22 protein-coding genes are annotated in these 17,402 nt (G+C 33.8%); 14 read left to right on the top strand and 8 right to left on the bottom strand.

The genetic code is table 11. The features are described from left to right. Positions 1-8: 8 nt before the first annotated feature. From X929_RS05065 to X929_RS05045, 5 genes are read left to right on the top strand one after another with little or no spacing between them, the layout of a single operon-like run. On the top strand, positions 9-1,157 hold the full coding sequence (locus X929_RS05065) for a type II secretion system F family protein (RefSeq protein WP_103066955.1): 1,149 nt from the start codon (positions 9-11) through the stop codon (positions 1,155-1,157). After that, a complete protein-coding gene (locus X929_RS05060; RefSeq protein ID WP_103066954.1) occupies positions 1,135-1,560 on the top strand; it encodes a hypothetical protein in 426 nt (141 codons plus the stop codon). The genes X929_RS05065 and X929_RS05060 overlap by 23 nt, the downstream gene beginning before the upstream one ends. Before the next feature lie 28 nt (positions 1,561-1,588). Next, entirely contained in the window at positions 1,589-2,038 is a 450-nt protein-coding gene (locus X929_RS05055) for a hypothetical protein (RefSeq protein WP_103066953.1), read from the top strand. Then, a complete protein-coding gene (locus tag X929_RS05050; RefSeq protein WP_103066952.1) occupies positions 2,019-2,429 on the top strand; it encodes a hypothetical protein in 411 nt (136 codons plus the stop codon). The genes X929_RS05055 and X929_RS05050 overlap by 20 nt, the downstream gene beginning before the upstream one ends. Then, the gene (locus tag X929_RS05045; RefSeq protein ID WP_103066951.1) at positions 2,426-3,007 is read left to right on the top strand and encodes a hypothetical protein; all 582 of its coding nucleotides are present in this window, start codon (positions 2,426-2,428) and stop codon (positions 3,005-3,007) included. Before X929_RS05050 ends, X929_RS05045 begins: the two co-directional genes overlap by 4 nt. 461 nt (positions 3,008-3,468) lie before the next feature. Here the strand turns inward: X929_RS05045 and X929_RS05040 are convergent, their stop codons facing one another. Next, positions 3,469-3,741: a hypothetical protein gene (locus tag X929_RS05040; RefSeq protein ID WP_103066950.1), complete on the bottom strand. Its 273-nt coding sequence runs from the start codon at positions 3,739-3,741 to the stop codon at positions 3,469-3,471. Positions 3,742-4,839: 1,098 nt separating this feature from the next. Between X929_RS05040 and X929_RS05030 the strand changes: the two genes are divergently transcribed. The 3 genes from X929_RS05030 (at position 4,840) to X929_RS05020 (ending at position 5,567) form a co-directional block, all read left to right on the top strand. Then, the gene (locus X929_RS05030; protein WP_103066948.1) at positions 4,840-5,046 is read left to right on the top strand and encodes a hypothetical protein; all 207 of its coding nucleotides are present in this window, start codon (positions 4,840-4,842) and stop codon (positions 5,044-5,046) included. A gap of 93 nt (positions 5,047-5,139) precedes the next feature. Continuing rightward, positions 5,140-5,340: a hypothetical protein gene (locus X929_RS05025; RefSeq protein ID WP_103066947.1), complete on the top strand. Its 201-nt coding sequence runs from the start codon at positions 5,140-5,142 to the stop codon at positions 5,338-5,340. A 17-nt stretch (positions 5,341-5,357) separates the two neighbouring features. After that, the gene (locus X929_RS05020; protein ID WP_103066946.1) at positions 5,358-5,567 is read left to right on the top strand and encodes a DUF2922 domain-containing protein; all 210 of its coding nucleotides are present in this window, start codon (positions 5,358-5,360) and stop codon (positions 5,565-5,567) included. Positions 5,568-5,631: 64 nt separating this feature from the next. Here X929_RS05020 and X929_RS05015 read toward each other — a convergent pair whose 3' ends face one another. Further along, positions 5,632-6,057, bottom strand: a complete 426-nt coding sequence (locus X929_RS05015) for a hypothetical protein (RefSeq protein WP_103066945.1) — start codon at positions 6,055-6,057, stop codon at positions 5,632-5,634. Positions 6,058-6,253: 196 nt separating this feature from the next. Between X929_RS05015 and X929_RS09750 the strand changes: the two genes are divergently transcribed. Continuing rightward, positions 6,254-6,478 carry a hypothetical protein gene (locus X929_RS09750; protein ID WP_211286740.1) on the top strand — a complete coding sequence of 75 codons (225 nt, stop codon included), beginning with the start codon at positions 6,254-6,256 and terminating at the stop codon, positions 6,476-6,478. Beyond that, the gene (locus X929_RS05010; protein ID WP_103066944.1) at positions 6,408-6,722 is read left to right on the top strand and encodes a TNT domain-containing protein; all 315 of its coding nucleotides are present in this window, start codon (positions 6,408-6,410) and stop codon (positions 6,720-6,722) included. Before X929_RS09750 ends, X929_RS05010 begins: the two co-directional genes overlap by 71 nt. A gap of 589 nt (positions 6,723-7,311) precedes the next feature. Here the strand turns inward: X929_RS05010 and X929_RS05005 are convergent. Then, positions 7,312-7,590, bottom strand: coding sequence for a helix-turn-helix domain-containing protein (locus X929_RS05005; protein ID WP_103066943.1), 279 nt, complete (start codon positions 7,588-7,590; stop codon positions 7,312-7,314). 40 nt (positions 7,591-7,630) lie between these two features. Beyond that, a complete protein-coding gene (locus X929_RS09965; protein WP_169924965.1) occupies positions 7,631-7,771 on the bottom strand; it encodes a transposase in 141 nt (46 codons plus the stop codon). 239 nt (positions 7,772-8,010) lie between these two features. Here X929_RS09965 and X929_RS04995 point away from each other — a divergent pair, with 239 nt between their 5' ends. The 4 genes from X929_RS04995 to X929_RS04980 all read left to right on the top strand — a co-directional run bounded on the left by X929_RS04995 (position 8,011) and on the right by X929_RS04980 (position 13,766). After that, on the top strand, positions 8,011-9,081 hold the full coding sequence (locus tag X929_RS04995; protein WP_103066941.1) for an aldose epimerase family protein: 1,071 nt from the start codon (positions 8,011-8,013) through the stop codon (positions 9,079-9,081). A 56-nt stretch (positions 9,082-9,137) separates the two neighbouring features. Continuing rightward, complete coding sequence (locus tag X929_RS04990) at positions 9,138-11,300, top strand: Tex family protein (protein ID WP_103066940.1); 2,163 nt, start codon at positions 9,138-9,140, stop codon at positions 11,298-11,300. Between the two features lie 187 nt (positions 11,301-11,487). Further along, positions 11,488-12,855, top strand: a complete 1,368-nt coding sequence (locus X929_RS04985) for an MATE family efflux transporter (protein WP_103066939.1) — start codon at positions 11,488-11,490, stop codon at positions 12,853-12,855. Between the two features lie 26 nt (positions 12,856-12,881). Then, positions 12,882-13,766: a bifunctional enoyl-CoA hydratase/phosphate acetyltransferase gene (locus X929_RS04980; protein ID WP_103066938.1), complete on the top strand. Its 885-nt coding sequence runs from the start codon at positions 12,882-12,884 to the stop codon at positions 13,764-13,766. A 4-nt stretch (positions 13,767-13,770) separates the two neighbouring features. On the opposite strand, the gene trhA is transcribed toward X929_RS04980, so the two are convergent. Genes trhA through X929_RS04960 form a run of 4 tightly spaced genes read right to left on the bottom strand, consistent with a single transcriptional unit; the run spans position 13,771 to position 17,381 of the window. Next, the gene (gene trhA / locus X929_RS04975) at positions 13,771-14,418 is read right to left on the bottom strand and encodes a PAQR family membrane homeostasis protein TrhA (RefSeq protein WP_103066937.1); all 648 of its coding nucleotides are present in this window, start codon (positions 14,416-14,418) and stop codon (positions 13,771-13,773) included. Then, on the bottom strand, positions 14,415-14,984 hold the full coding sequence (locus X929_RS04970; protein ID WP_103066936.1) for a GNAT family N-acetyltransferase: 570 nt from the start codon (positions 14,982-14,984) through the stop codon (positions 14,415-14,417). Before X929_RS04970 ends, trhA begins: the two co-directional genes overlap by 4 nt. A 52-nt stretch (positions 14,985-15,036) precedes the next feature. Further along, entirely contained in the window at positions 15,037-15,885 is an 849-nt protein-coding gene (locus tag X929_RS04965; RefSeq protein ID WP_103066935.1) for a thermonuclease family protein, read from the bottom strand. Continuing rightward, on the bottom strand, positions 15,882-17,381 hold the full coding sequence (locus X929_RS04960) for a YifB family Mg chelatase-like AAA ATPase (protein WP_103066934.1): 1,500 nt from the start codon (positions 17,379-17,381) through the stop codon (positions 15,882-15,884). Before X929_RS04960 ends, X929_RS04965 begins: the two co-directional genes overlap by 4 nt. Positions 17,382-17,402: the final 21 nt, after the last annotated feature.

Below are 17,402 nucleotides of genomic sequence, written 5' to 3'. Positions count from 1 at the left end.
GGGAAAAGGTGAAAAAACTTTACAAGGTGGAAGTTGAAGAAAGATCATCAAATAAAAGATACGAATGTCTATTACTTGTAAAAGATAAAGAAGAAATTTATGATATTCTGTCTAACCTCAATATCAGAGTTATCAACATCAATGTTGATAACTTTTATTTCAACAGTAAAAAATTCAATATTGATCAAATGATCAGCCTTGTTGATAATCTGTACCTCCTTGTAAACTCTGGGCTGACCCTCTTCGAAGCTATGGAATTTTTAGTTTTCAACGAACAGGTTGATAAGTTCATAAGAGGTGTTGTTTTTAAAGGATACTTTTTAGTAAAAAAAGGATTAGACTACAAAACCGCATTTGACTTTCCTGAAATAGATAACTACTTTAGGTATACAATAAATATCTCAAAGACAACGCTAATTTTAAGAGAAAACTTATCCAATTTAAAAGATTACTATAACAACGTCAAACTCTCCAGGTCTACCGCCGAAAAATCATTAATTTATCCACTACTAATCCTTTCATCAATTTTAGTTTTGCTTTTTCTTCTAAATTTTTGGGTTATTCCACAGTTTTCTACTCTTTTAGGATACGATATTAATCTCAACTTATCAACTTACATGTTGATAAGTTTGTTGATATTTTTCTTCTTCGGGTTGATAACTTTCTGGATAGGCAAGGGGAACGACATTATTTGGACAAAGATTCCGTTTTTAAAATTCTTGTACAAGAATTACATACTTCATGAATTCACAAGGAACGTTAACTTACTTTTAAAAAGTGGTCTCACAATATACAACGCCTTAGAAATAGTCCTTTCTAATACGAATTCACAGTATATATCATCCACTTTCTTAACAGTCTATTTGGATATAGAAAAAGGGAAAGATCTTACGGAGGTTTTTTCAAAAATCAAAGACGTTAAAGAATTTTCTTTAACAATGAGCGTCTCAAAGAGGAAAGGAAATTATAAAGAGGTATTTGACTTCTTAGAAAACTATTATTATTCAACATTTAAAAGCACTTCAGATAAAATTATGAAAATGATCGAACCTGTGCTTATAATATTTTTATCTGTAATAATTTTGAGTTTGGCATTTGAAATTTACTCCAATGTCTACTTGGGAGGGATGAATTTTGAAATGGGGAGTACATTCTAAATCCCATAAGGAAGGCTTTTTACTTATGGAAGTGCTTGTTTCTTTGGGGATCGAAATAATTTTGTTCTCTTCTGTAGTTTTTTTTACCGTATATCCGCTTCAAAAATACTTTTCATCTCTTACAGAAAGATATATAGCTTCAGAGGTGGTGTATAAAACACGAAGCGCATCCACCCATTACGGCGAAGATAACAACTTAAACGGAATCATTAGCTCTCAAATAGTACAGGGGAAATTAAAAATCGTGACTTATGACATAAGATACAGAATAGAAGACCAAAGTAGCCAAAATCTATTATGGAGTTTCGGAAAAATAGCAGGAAGGGGAGGTAGAATTGTAAACAGTGAAGGCAAAACCATATTCAACGTTGTTCCAGTCACGGGAGCACTCACCAATCCATGATCTATCTTCAAGTCTTTGGGGGAATGTTATGATTAAACTCAAATACAAAGGGAAAAAAGTATGTATAAATCATATAGATTGTTTTATTAAACCATTTGAAAATGAATTTCAACTGAGAAAAATATACTTCCAAGAAATAACTGATAAAAAAATTACTTTTAAAAAGATACATTCTTCCGATAAAGAATATTTTTTGGTAATCGATACTAGTGATTATAAAAAATCAAAAAGATCTTTATTCTTTGACACTATTATACCGGTTCAATCCATTCTTTTGAAAAAAGTGTTGGAATTCAAAGAGGGTAGATACGTTTTAGGCACAGATTTTTACAATTATGAGTTCATTAAAACCAAAGAATTCGCATTTTCGGGAATAATAGTTGACGAAAAACCTATATACTTTTTTGATAACCAAGAATTGAAGGAATTAGCAATAAAATATTTGGAGGATAAAAGAATTGTTCCTATTAGAATCTAACGTTAGAAAATTTCTGAAATACACACTAATAGCAACCATAATTTTACTTTTGGTTCTTCTAGTGATTGAAAGTTATGGCAAATATCAAGAATATCTGAATATCAAAAGGATGCAAAACAATTTAAATTATACTTACAACAACTACCTTTACAAAGTTGCCAACCAAAGAACCAATATAGTAGAATTTTTTGATTTCTTAACAGATAACGACTTTTATTTAATAGAATTCAATTACTCTTTGGCTGATGGACTATCTGCAAAAGTTGCAACCTTTATGGAACCTACTCAAAAAATAAAGAGTAAGTACTCCATATCTGAACTGACCAAAATCAATATGGGAACCAAATATTACGTTATTCTTGAAATTAAAGAACAAGGAGTCAACCAATGAAGCGCTATCTATTCATTATCCTTTTGTTGATTATAACTTTAGTGTACATAAAAAATTATGAAATTGAAGCACCGACGCTAAAATTCTCTCTCCATACCACTTCAGAAGTAGAAAGTAACTTCACATCAGAACCCTTACAAAAAGAGCTAGAAAATATTTTATCTACCGACCTTTTGTTGGAAAGTATGACTATAAAAAGAAATAACGATTCTTTTCTTGAACTAGGGGATAATTTTGATATCTCAACATCCTTTTCATACCCTAATTTTGAGTACATTTCTAAAGATGCTAGTAATAATAAATTATACATAAAAAACTCAAACATCTTCAAACCTTTAAAAATTGACTTATTAGATCTATGGTCACAAAAAGATAACCTGTCAAAATATCAAAAAGAAGGTGTAAAATTCTCAGGTTTTGTAATAGATTCAAAGGGAAGAAATACAGGGTTTGTTTATTTTTTTGATGAACTTATAAAGCTTTCCGCTGGTGATAAATTGGGAGAAGATTTAGTATTGGCAATTTTTAATGATGGAATTTTAATTCTAACTCAAGATCAAAAACTATGTGTTCTCTAGTCAATTCAAATTTCTTTAATTTTCCCATCTCCACTAATAGTATCTGCAAGAAAAATTAACTTCATGTGAATTTTTATTTACTCTTTCGTTATTTTTTATCCCTCTAAGAATATTCAAATTTCTTCAATCTCTCGCTTAAGTATAATATGGCCTAATGCAGGTCGTGTTAGATCATAATTAATTGTCATTGAAATAGGGGTAATTGTTAGGTAGTAATTATGTCTTTGAACTTGATTTGCTTTTTGTCCTGAGTTTGACAGTTACAAAAACGTAAGAATTCTAAAACAGGTATGAATAATTGAAAAAAGGCGTTTTTTGCTTTCTCTGTTTTTCAAAAGTGTCACTACATGCCTTTCTTTTCCTTTATTTATCAGTGTTTTAGTCTTACGCTTTAGCTTTGCTCCTTTCTAATCCTTTAATTTCGTCATTTTGGTCCCGTAGTTTTGGTCTCTCTATGAATTTCATATCACTAATCCATTTTTCGCCCCCGACGAGTATGAATATTTAACTTTTACAAAAACATTTCTTGCTCTATAGTCCAAATTAAAGCGGGACAAATGCTTTGGTTCGTTTGCATCATTTACATCGAATATATTTATCCCTTCTGTCCCTGCTGTTACTATTATGTTTTCTTCTACTGCGTTTTCCCCTTGCTCCAATGGTAGAACTACACAAACAGGCAGAGTGAATAATAAAATCAAAACTATTCCAAAAAACAAGTGTACTTCTTTCACCTTTCTTCCCCCTCGTATAATACGTAAGAATTCGACGTTTTTTAAACTTTCATTGATTATACCATACAAATCCTATTAAAACCACTTGCCTATTTTGATGACAATTAATTATGATCCCAAATGGATGGTAAGAATTCATTCTTCGCCTAAAAAAGTAAGTGACTTCTTGTCACAATCAGATTAGAAACATTCACAAAATCACCTCGCATTTCAAAGAATTTTTTCTTCCCAATAGTAGTATCTGCAAAAAAATCAAAAAAAAATAATTTTTCAAAAAATTAATAATCCTCTACGGGCGGTGGGCGACAAAATGGGCTGACACTATCAAAAAAGAGAAAATCCTTTAGGGGCAATAGGCATCATAAAAAAATCCTTAAGGGGTGGGGGGCGGGAATAGATAAATAATTCTTCATTTCTAAGGCTATCAAGCCTACAACATGATCATAAAGGGCTCAGCCCTATAATTGTCCGGCTTTTTATTTTTACCTACAAAATGAGAAAAAATATATTATATATTTTTATATATTTATATTAATAACATAAAACCTTATAGGCTGTCCCAAAAATTGACCCACAACTGGGTCAAAATTTGACCCAAAACTGTCCCAATTTTTAACCCACCTTTCTCAAAAATTTATCCTCTGAGGGTGGTGGGTGGGAATAGATAATAAATCTTAAAGTCAAAGCCTTTAAAAAAGTGTTCATAAGGGGCGAAGCCCCTTTGCTGATTTGTGCAAAAAGCTTTTTTAGTTTGCTGCAGTGTGCAAACCAGGTTTTAAAGATTTTGACATTGAACTTGGGGGATTTTAAGGGGCAAAATCCCTTAATGCTTAGGGATCATAAGGGGCAAAGCCCCTTTAACCTCAAGGGGCGGTGGGCGGGAATAGATAATAAATCTTAAAGTCAAAGCCTTTAAAAAAGTGTTCATAAGGGGCGAAGCCCCTTCATCCACTAAGGCCTCTCAGGCCTTTCAACAGGGATCAAAAGGGGCGAAGCCCCTTTAACCTCAAGGGGCGGTGGGCGGGAATAGATAAACAGTAAACAATTATTTACCACAATTTAAGTATTCTTACGGATACTATTAGTGGAGGTGAGAAAATGAAAGAAATAGTAGGACTAATCCCTGACCTTGTAAAAATGGTGGAAGTACCTGGCAACGGCAAAAAGAAAAAAGAAATCGTTCTAAACGCGGTAAGAGAATTCTTAAAATCCATAGGCAAATACTCACCGATCATGGACCTAATAATCTCCATACTCATCGACGGAGTAGTAGCGATACTATTCCCAAAACCAGAAAAAGCATAAAATGGTTTCTCCCCGGGGAAGTAAAGCAAGGCAAACCAGGAAACACCCCAGAAGGGGTCTAAGGAAACAAAAACACACAGGAGGTGCTAACACATGGCAATGAACTTAGAATCAAGAAAGGCAAAGATCGTCTGGATAAACTTAGTAGACGGAAAAGAAGAAAAAAAGTATAAAACCTATGATTTATTCACCGACGTAGAAGCAGACATAAAAACCGCCTTACAAGGATTAGTCTCACTCTGTGAAAACACCAACGCGGTCTATTACTTCGACGAAAGCTACGAAATAATCTAAAAAGGAGGAAATAGCAAATGAGAAGATTAAGAATGAAATTCTATGACCCAGCAGAAGGAAAAAGCAAAACCCTATCAATTGATGGAGTATTAGAAACACTAACGCAAGCAGAAATAGAACCAATAATGCAAAGCTTGATAGGTGTATTAGTACCAACAACCGCACAAGTAGACGAAGCACAAATCGTTGAAACAACGACAAATGAAGTGTTTAATCTCATTCAATAAAGAAACACACTCATGCCTCTTGACGGGGCATGAGTTTTTTTGATATTTCATTTTATGCTCATATTTAGTTTGTCTTTGATTTTCTTGAAGCAATAGAGTAAATTATCATATTCGTTAAGGAAACAAGAATTAATATATGTAGTATTATATGATATAAGTCAGGTATATACCTACTATAAGATGGTATTAATTTTATAGTATCAGCAAAATAATTTATTTTTGCTTCTGAAGGACCAAATATGGTAAAGTACCAATGTGATAAAAATTGGATTAATAACCACATAAAAAGCCAACCAGCAAGAAAATATTTTGCAATTTTATCTTTAAAAATATACCAGATAAATAAAATTAAAAATGCAATGAAAAATATACCATCATCCCTAAAAGACCTAGTAACTAAAATATGGCCATTAATACTCACTCCTACCATATCTAAAAAAAACCATAATAATAAGCATAAATTTGAAATGAAACATATTTTCTTGTTCATTTTACTCCCCTTATCTAATCGACTTATAAACTTGTATATTATTTTTAACTACTGTGAACAGTGTATTTGTCAAGTGAAAATTCCCCTATATTCTAATCCAAAATCCGTGGAATTTGAAGTAGCGGTTCCTGCCTCTACAGGTATATAATATACCTGTAAGAAAATAATAAGAAAACAAATGAGGAGGAACCGTTCAATGGAAGTATATCACAATACCAGGGTTATTGACAAGAATATCTCGCCACAAATTATGGCGGCAGCTTACCCTCATATTAACCAGAAACAAATAAATGATCTGCTGCAAGCTGCCAAAGAAGGCCTTCTTGCCTTCTCAGTAACCATTGACCTCAATGTTGTCAAGACCATGCGGATTCTTAAAAGATCCAATAAAGACCTCATTAAGTCCCGGCACAAAAATTGATATATATGGCTATTCAACTGGATATTATGCATCGCCTGTTGGAACTCCGGCAGAAATGCGTGCATTGGTACCTGGCTACTTAGAAAGGCCACATACGGTTTATGAAGCAGTGAAACCAGTAGATACACTATCTGGTCAAGCAATGCCATGGTTCGGTCAGCCAGGTTTAGGCACTCAGTATAAATTTACTCAATCCTTTGAAACCATGCTCAAGCGGGGTATAATAAGGGAGGTGGATAAATAACATGACAAAAAAAGAATTAATTCAACTTTTGGAAAAAGATAATATTCCAAATAAGTACTTATAACAGACTTCCACTAGGGCGGTGGGCGGGAATAGATAATAAGAAAATTAAAATATTAACAAATAATTAAATAATCTGGTATCATTTAGTAAGAACATCAAATATACCACATAAGAAAAGAGCTACATAAATTCTTGAAACAGATATTGAATATAAAAAAGCCAGCCTAGATAACGAAATTAATATTTGACAAATTCCACGTGATTAAATGTATTAAGTGAATGGTTTTATCATGTGAGATTCACAGAGAATAAAGATTAACATCATTTTCGTGAGAGAATTAAAAAACTATCTTTCAAAACAGGTGGTTGGAAGAAGTGAAAAAAGCAAGAATAAGCATTAGATCATATAAGATGTCCGTGAAAAAGAATTGTCAAAATTTATCGGAATATATCCAATAATTTGTCTGGGACCTGGCGCATTACTTATAGGGCTTCAGTATCCTTTAGGATAAGCTTTCGCCCATATATAATGTGCTCCATTAGTGATATACACCACCTTTTTTGTTTTCAAACACGTAGGAAACTTTCAATGGTTTGTATATTTTCCAACCAAACCGATTTCGTGTTTCAAACGTCTCATCTTTTTATGATTGATAATTATTCCATATTTTTCCTTGAAATACTCACACAGCTTAGTAGAACCTATAGTTTTTTGCTTTGAGACATACATATTGAGATGTTCCTTGATTTGCTTTAATTCTGCGATTACAAATTCATCAGGAACCTTATCGCCATTCACAGTATAGCAAAAACCTCGAATTTTTGAATTAGAACGCTTTTTCTTTGACAAAGAACTGGTATCCAAGAAGAACCTCGTTTTGTAATAATAAGTACTGGGCTTCACGTTAATCTCTAAACTTCTTAACCCACTTATAGATATTTCTGGTAGGGATGTTGTAAGTTTTACTAAGTTGAGAACAAGAAACACCTTTTTCGACATGCTCTTTAACAACGTTGGCTTTTAATTCTGGAGGGTAAGACTTCACAAAAATCACCTCTTTTGAGAATATATATTTATATCTATTTTACTACCATGACCTCAAATTTCCAAATCTGATAAGGACCACTTGTGGCGTTTTTCAATTAAAAATTGCTGCTAATTTTAATGAATTCTTCTATTTCTTCCACTTCAAAACTATTAAAAAAAGATTGATAAGTTTCCTGACAATGTATTCCCATATGATATAATATTTTTTATACCAGAAAAATAAAAGGGGGATCTTGAGTGTCAAGTTTAGGATATATTGAAAAAAATCAATGGGGATACACAGTAGAAGGAACCCCTGTGACTCTATTCACATTAAGAAACGAGAAGGGAGTTACCTTACAAGTAACAAATTTTGGAGCTACGTTGGTATCGTTGTACTTACCTGATAAAAAAGGAGAACTTGAAGATATAATTTTAGGCTTCGACACTGTTTCAGATTACGAAAAACCTAATCCACATAATCCTTTTTTCGGGGCTACAATAGGGCGACACGCAAATAGAATAAAAAACGGGCAATTCTCACTTGAAGGAAAAAATTATACCTTAGCTCAAAACGATAATTCAAACCATCTTCATGGGGGAATCAAGGGTTTTCAAAAGCAAATATTTCAAGCTACAGCTTTTACAACTGTTGAAGGACCTTCTGTTAGGTTCAAGCGTTTAAGCCATGATGGTGAAGAAGGTTATCCAGGGAACTTACGTGTAAGCGTTACCTACACTTTAACCAACGATAATGAATTAAAGATTTCATATACTGCAACTACAGATAAGACCACTATCATAAATTTGACAAATCACAGTTACTTTAATTTAGCTGGAGAAGGTAAAGGAAATATTTTTGATCACCAGTTAGAGCTATTTGCTAATCATTATACGCCCGTAGATGAAACGTTAATACCAACCGGAGAAATAAAAAGTGTCAAAGATACACCTTTTGATTTTACAGTCCCAAAAATTCTCGGTGAGGTGCTCAAAGATCTGAAAGATTCTCCATTAGAAGGAATAGATCATAATTTCGTATTAAACAAAGAAAATAGCAAAATATCTTTAGCTGCAAGGATGGTCGAACCCACAAGTGGAAGAGTGATGAAAATATACACCACCGAGCCTGGGATTCAAGTTTATACAGGCAATTTTGTTGATACTTATGGAAAAGAAGGAAAACACTACGGAAAATATTCTGGAATAGCTTTGGAAACACAACATTTTCCCAATTCTCCAAACCAGAAAAACTTTCCTTCCACAACTTTAAGGTCTTCGGAAGTGTACTCTTCAACAACAATTTACAAATTTTCTATCGTGAATTAGAGATGATTTAGAGTTCCAAAAACAGCAAAATACATTGTTTCTTGGAGGTAAAAGTATTGGATATAATCAAAACAATAACAGAGGATCTGAACATAAAAACATTTCAAGCGGAAAACACTATAGAATTATTAAATGAAGGGAACACCGTACCTTTTATCAGCAGGTATCGAAAAGAAAGAACAGGTAATTTAGATGAAGAAAAGATTAGGAGAATAGAAGAATTACTTAAATATTACCAAAACTTAGAAGACTACAAAAAGACAGTCTTAAAAAGCATTGAAGAGCAAGGTAAATTAACAGATGAACTGAAAGAAAAGATAATTAACACCAAAAAGATGACTGAATTGGAAGACCTGTATCTTCCTTACAAAAAAAGAAAGAAAACCAATGCCGACAAAGCTATAGAAGCTGGTCTTGAACCTGCAGCAAACAAAGTGTTGTTAGGTAATATCAAATCCTTAGATGAATTAGAAGAATTTGTATCTGAGGAATACGATAACATAGACAAAGTGGTAGAAGGAATTTCCTACATAATAGGTCAAACCTTTGCCCATAGCAAAGATAATCGGGAAAGTCTAAGAAAGTATTACGAAAAATTCGGCAAAATTCACTCTGAAAAAAAGAAAGAGTTTATAGAAGAAGCCACAAAGTACGACATGTATCACGAATTCACACAAGAAATTTCAAAAATCCCCAATTACAGGGTTTTAGCATTAAACAGGGGCGAAAAAGAAAAAGTTTTAAATGTGAAATTAATTATTGATGACGAGTGGCTCAATAAAGAAAAAGCTAAGTACAAAACAGGAAATGAAATCTGTGATGAAATTATATCCAAAGGTTTGAACTATGGATTCACAAACATGTTAAACCCATCAATAGAAAGAGAAATAAGACAAAATCTCACAGAAAAAGCAGAAGAAGGGGCGATAGATCTCTTTGCCAAAAATCTTAGACAATTATTACTAACTCCTCCTTTAAAAAACAAAAGGATTCTAGCAATTGATCCTGGTTTCAGAACTGGATGTAAAGTTGTGGCATTAGATGAAATGGGAAATTTTCTCTCTAACGATACGATATTTCCCGTTCCTCCACAAAACGATATCGAAAACTCCGAGAAAATTGTGATGGGTTTAATTCAAAAGCATAATATAAATCTAATAGCAATAGGAAACGGAACCGCCTCACGAGAAACTCAACAGTTCGTTGTTGACTTAATAAAGAAAAATAATTTGAATCTTAAGTACATATTCGTCGATGAATCTGGAGCTTCTGTTTATTCTGCTTCTAAGTTGGCAAAAGAAGAGTTCCCAGAATATGATGTAACTGTTCGAGGAGCTATAAGTTTAGGAAGAAGAATACAAGACCCTCTGGCGGAATTTGTAAAAATTGACCCCAAATCTATAGGTGTTGGACAGTATCAACACGATGTTAACCAAAAAAAGTTGAAGGAAAAGCTTGATGCAACCGTGGAAAGCGTAGTTAACCTCGTTGGTGTTAATTTAAACACCGCATCATATTCTTTATTGGAATACGTTTCTGGAATAACAACTACCATAGCAAAGAAAATTGTTCAATACCGCCAAAAGAATGGGCCATTCAATAAAAGAGAGGACCTCTTCAATGTAAAAGGCTTTGGAGAAAAAACTTTTGAACAAAGTGCAGGATTTTTGAGAATAATCGACGGAGAAAACCCGTTAGAAATGACTGGAATACACCCAGAAAGTTATGATGCAGCCGAAAAATTAATAAATATACTTGGTTACACGTTGGATGATCTAAAAATCAAAGAAAGGTTGGAACCATTAAAATTAAAGGTTTCGCAACTTTTAAACGACAAAGAAAATCTAAAATCAATATCTGAAGAATTAGAAATTGGAGAATATACATTGATCGATATTCTGAAGGAACTTCAAAAGCCCGGCAGAGATCCAAGGGATGAAATGCCTCAACCTCAACTTATGGATGATATTCTAAAATTTGAAGATCTAAAAGAAAGCATGAGATTATCAGGTAAAATAACTAACATTACAGATTTTGGAGCCTTTGTAGATTTGGGAATAAAAGAAAACGGTTTGATCCATAAGTCAAACCTTTCTGAAAATTTTGTTGCTCACCCTACGGATATTTTACAAATAAACGATATAGTAGAAGTTGAAATAATAAACATTGATAAATCAAGAAAAAGAATTGGCTTAAGGTTAGTGAGCATAAAAAGATAAAAACTTTAGATTTTCGCAAATAATTTTGGGCGCCCTTTTTTGTAGGCACCTTTTTTTATTTATTTTTTAATAATATCTAACTACGAAGCTTAAAATATATACCTTTATTTTTAACCAAAATCCCAAATAATCTGATAAAATATTAATAAGGATAGCGAATTAATTTTTACATTAAAGGTGATAGTGAGTGAAAACCAAGGATACAGGAAAAGTTGACATTTTAAAAACATCTATATGGAGAGCTTTGTTCGCCTTAGCGTGGCCAATCATTTTGACAAATATGATGCAAGCGATATATAATATAACTGATGCTTATTTTTTGGGAAAGTTAGGCCCTTTAGAGTTGTCTGTTCCCACTGTAGTTTGGCCCTTGATCTTTGTTTTTATATCCTTCACAACAGGATTCTCATATGCTGGAACCTCTTTGATAGCCCAATATACAGGATATGGTGATCAAAGAAGAGCTGAAAAATCTGCAGCACAAACTATTTTGGTAATGACTTTTGTGGCTTTATCCATTATGGCAATAGTGGTAATCTTTAGCAAGCAATTATTATCTCTTTTACGATTAGACGAAAATATATTCGACCTCAGTAATACGTATCTAAAAATAATGGCATTTAGTTTACCTTTCAGTTTTTTAATGCAAACGGTGGCAGGTATATTCAGAGGATGGGGAAATTCAATTATAGCCTTGAAATACAATGGTATATCCATCCTGTTGAATGTAGCGCTTGACCCTCTTTTCATTTTCCAACTCAATTTAGGAGTTTTTGGTGCTGCATTAGCAACTATGTTATCTCAAGTTATAATGTCTGTCGTATTTCTATTCGTATTATTCAAAGGTAGAGAGGGTTTTAAATTGCACTTTAAAGATTTTGTCCCAGATCCAAAACTTATAAAAAAAGTGTTAACGGTCGGCTTACCCTCTTCGATAGGAGAATCTTTCACAGCTATAGGATTTGCTATAATAATGGGGGTTATCGCACAATTTGGGCCTATTGTTATTAGCGGATATGGAATTGGAAATAGAATGAACAATTTAATAACGATGTTCGCTATGGGAATAGCCTTGGCAACAGCTACGATGACAGGCCAATATGTAGGAGCCAACAAACCTGAAAAAGCTGAGGAAACGGTTAGAAAAGCTTCTTTGGCAACTTTACTGATCGTCGGAAGCGCTTCAATGCTGATGTTTTTATTTGGTCACAATATAACAAAATTTTTCATAAACGATCCAGAAGTAATTAAAGTAGGAGAAGAGTTTTTTAGATACGTTTCTTTCTCACTTCCGTTCTTTTCATTAGTTTCTGTTTTTCTTGGTACTTTAAGAGGTACAGGACATACTTTACAATCGACCATAATAGATATGGTAAGATTGTGGGGAATAAGGGTTCCTTTAGTGTTTTTCTTAGCCCAAAATCACGGTTACATAGGCGTTTTCATCGCAATGATAATAAGCAATTTTTCTGCTGTTCTATTAGCTTTAGGATTTCTAATTTTTGGTAACTGGAAAAAACCTGTAATTGAAGAAGCTTCTCAAAGAGGTGCTTAATATAATCAACAAAGGTGGACGTTTTCATGAAAAACTTTGAGGAATTGTTGAATAAAGCAAAGTCCAAACCAACAAAGAACGTCGTTCTTGTCTGTGCAGAAGATATTGAAGCTTTGAAGGCTTTATCAAAAGCAAGTGAAGAAGGGTTTGCAAACCCTGTTTTGGTTGGAAATAAAGAAGAAATTAAAAAAAACTTTGAAATTATTGGAAAGGAATTTGACATTATAGACGCAGAAAACCCACAAGAAGCAGCCGAGAAAGGCGTTCGACTTGTTTCAAGTGGAGCTGCTGATCTGCTTATGAAAGGCAAGATAAAAACCTCTGAGTTGCTAAAAGCTGTTTTAAACAACGATTGGGGATTAAAATCAGGAAATTTGCTTTCTCATGTTGCTGTAGTAGAAACACCTTATTTGGATAGATTACTTTTGATAAGCGATGGCGGAATGATAATCCATCCTGATTTAACCCAAAAAGTTCAAATTATATACAACGCCCTTGAAGTAGCCAAAAACCTTGATATAAAAACTCCTAAAGTAGCTTTACTAGCAGCGGTCGAAGTTGTTAATCCCAATATGCCCGAAACAATAGATGCCGCCATCTTGACCCAAATGAATAAAAGAGGTCAAATAAAAGGTTGTGTTGTCGATGGTCCTCTTGCCCTTGATAACGCTATAAACGAACAAGCTGCCAAGATTAAAAATATAAACAGTGAGGTTGCAGGCAAAGCTGATATTTTGATTGTTCCAGATATCCATTCGGGGAATTTGTTAGGAAAATCTGCTGTATATTTTTCAGGAGGAAACGTGGCAGGAATTGTAGTAGGAGCAAAGGCTCCTGTAGTCTTAGTATCAAGAGCCGACAACGATCAATCGAAATTGGCAGCTCTTGCACTTGGAGTTTTAAATTCCTGAGATCTCATATAACATAAAAGAACACTGAGAAAAAGTGGCATATACTTCCTGCAAGTACTATCAAATGCCATAAAGCATGATGATATGGGATTTTTCTCCACACGTAAAATATGGTCCCGACTGTGTAAAGAATGCCTCCTATAACCAACCAAAATAGTCCCCAGAAATCCAAGTTCGAAACTAAAGGTTCCATAGCAAACACAACTAACCATCCCATGGCTATGTATAAAATTGTTGAAAGGATCCTAAACCTTTTAACGAAAAATATTTTAAAAATAATGCCTATAGCCGCCAAAACCCATACAACAAAAAATATAATCCACCCTAAACTTCCATTCAACGTAACAAGTGCAAAAGGTGTGTAAGTACCCGCTATTAAAATATAAATTGCCGAATGATCGAATATTTCAAAGAGATCTTTTATTTTTTTACGTTGAAAGCTGTGATATAGTGTTGAAGATAAATAAAGGATAATCAACGATGAACCATATATAGCCGAACTGAAAATACTCCAAGGTTGTCCGTTAATCGCTGAAAAAACTACCAATAACACCAGAGCAGCTATACTCAACAATGCTCCTATACCGTGTATAACGGCATTAGCTATTTCTTCACCAGTGGTGAATTTTTCTATGTTGTCTAAATCTTTCACCCTATTGCTCCTTTCGCATCTTTTATTTCAAGAAATTCTTCTTTTAAAATGTCCATAAATATTATATCGTATCTATTGTTTTTAAAAAACTTTGCTTGCCTTCGCCTACCTATTTCTTTAAATCCAGCTTTTTGGTAAGATCTTATGGCTCTTTTGTTGTATTCAAAAACTTCTAACATAATGTTATTCAAATTTAAAACGCTGAATCCATAATTCAACAACAATTTAATGGCTTGGGTACCATACCCTTTAGACAGATATTCTTTGTTTCCTATAAAAATTCCAAGGACAGCCGATTGATTAATTCTATTAATGTTGTGTAAACCACAATTGCCTATCAGCTCTTCTGTTTCTAAATCCACTATGGCAAATTCGACATCGTTGCCTTTTGCCATTTTTTCTAAAATGTCTTTTTCTTTAAGCAAAGAAATAATATTATCCTCTACCATCATGTTTTCTGATATTTCTGGGTCATTTAACCATTCCGTGTATTTTTCAAAATCGTCAGGATTAACTGGTGACAAAAAGCATTTTTCTCCTACTACTTTTTTAAAATATTTACCCATAATGTATATCCCCCTCTTATTCCGTTATACGATCTTTAAAATAAGTTTTAAACTAAACTCCCTCTTCCCACTGCACTCCATTCACAAATCTTTTTATTTCAAAGGGAGCTCTTCCCAGTATTTCGTATTGCCCAGTTCGCTGGTCTATCCATATTTCTCCAAAGAACATAACTTCTTCCCCAACTAAATCATAGATATCGTAATCATCAAAAAAGGCATCAAACTCTTGTTTTCTTATTCCATAGTAAAAATCTTCGTCTTCAGAGATAATTTTATAGTAATTCCATCCTTCTTCTATAACCTCTTTTACTTTGACCTTAACCCATCGTATTCTCCCTAAATCCTTTTGGGTTAAGCCATCAGATTCCACGACAAGACTTTCATCATCGTATCTTTCAAAGATCCCTTTTCTATCTTCATATGCTTGGATATAAGCTTTAACAAATATTTCTTGCTTTTTTGAAGTATCTTCATAAAACAACGGTCGGGCTAATCCATTTTTTAATATTTCTTCGTTTAGTAATACTAAGTTTCCTTCTTCATCCTCATAATATACATACGCCAAAACCCTTCCGTAATCGTCAAACTTATCCTCATCAAACTCTAAATATACGTTTCTGTTTGCAATATTTATTAGTCTATCCTTCACAAATTGGTACGACTTATAGCCGTACTCGCTAATGGGTTTACCACCGGCTTTGTTCTCTGGCGCGTCTATCCCTATCAACCTGATACTTTCAGCGTATTGGTAAGTGTTAATTGTGTCTCCATCCAATATAGAAGAAACTTTTGCTTTTTGGAGGTTTTCTATATCTGGTATTGTTATTAATTCTTGCGAATTAGCATAAACAACGCTTAATACCAATAAAAGTAACAGAAAAAATGAAGACATTTTTCTCATATGATTTTTCTCCCTCTGTAATTCAGGGCTTCCGAAACATGACTTATTTCCACATTCTTTGAATCAAAAGTGTCAGCTATAGTTCGCGAAATTCTAACTACCCTGTTTACCGATCTTGCAGTTAATTTTAAATTGATAGCTGCTTGTTTTAGAAAGCCTTCCGCTTTTTCAGTAAGAGCAGCAAATTTCTTCAGCTCTTTATTGCTAAGTTTCCCATTCAATTTATTTTGCCTTTTTATCTGTATTTGGGAAGCCTTTGAAACTCTTTCTTTAATCTTTTCTGAGCTTTCTCCATCTTCCTTGGACATGAGCTCGTCAATTTTTACCCTTGGTACATCTATTCTTATATCTATTCTATCCAATATGGGACCTGATATTTTTCTGTTGTAATTTAAGATCTGGTTCAAACTACACGTACATTCAATCTCCTTGTCCCCATAATATCCACATGGACACGGATTTTGAGAGGCTATAAGCATGAATCTGGCAGGAAAATTAGCAACGGATTTTGCTCTTGTTACCGTCACTTCTCCGTCTTCTAAAGGCTGTCTTAGGGACTCTATTACATCCGTACGGTACTCGGGAAATTCATCCATGAATAATACTCCATTGTGAGCCAAGCTTATTTCACCAGGTTTCGGAACGGCTCCTCCCCCTATTATTGAGGCCGTTGAAGCTGTGTGGTGAGGAGATCTGAAGGGTCTTTTATCGATTATCGTATTCATATATCCAGCAACTGAATAGATCATAGTTGATTCGATGATTTCTTCCCTCGTCATATCTGGTAATATTGTTGGAACCCTTTTAGCGATCATTGTTTTTCCCGAACCGGGAGATCCTCTCATTAAGACGTTGTGAAATCCACTGGCTGCTATCTCTATACCCCTTTTGGCAAAGATTTGACCTTTAATTTCACGAAAATCCAAGTTGTAAGATGGTTGTACAATATCCTCATACTTTGGAGAGTATTCATCCAAAATACCCAGCGATATATTTTCGATATCTTTTAAGCTATCTATAACGATAACTTCCTTCTTTTCTACAAATTTACTTTCCCCCTGATTTCCGCGTGGAATTATGAATTTTGCTTGTTGATTTCTTTCTTTTATGTACATCAAAAAAAGAGATATCCCAGAAACAGGTCTAACTTCTCCATTCAAACCAAGTTCACCAAATATATAGTAATCATCACTTAATTCTTTTATCTGACCAGATGCCTCCAACAAGGATACAGCAATTGGTAAGTCAAAATGTGAACCGTCTTTTCTCATAGAGGTAGGTGAAAGATTTGCAACTATCGATCCGTTAGGGATAGTAAACCCAGTATTTCTAATGGCACTGGTAACTCGTTTCTCACTTTCTAAAACAGATGTGGAAGGCATTCCTACTATTTTGAATGTCTGTTGGGTAGAACGAGAGTTTACATCGATTTCTACTAAGATATTTTCTACTTTAAAACCGTCTATGCAGCCAGTTTTTATCTTAGAATATTTCATCTTCCCCCCCTTTGGGTACGC

It is taken from the genome of Petrotoga olearia DSM 13574, assembly GCF_002895525.1.
GTDB lineage: Bacteria > Thermotogota > Thermotogae > Petrotogales > Petrotogaceae > Petrotoga > Petrotoga olearia.
Note: the sequence above shows the minus strand (reverse complement) of the source record. Positions and strands in the feature narration are given on the sequence as shown.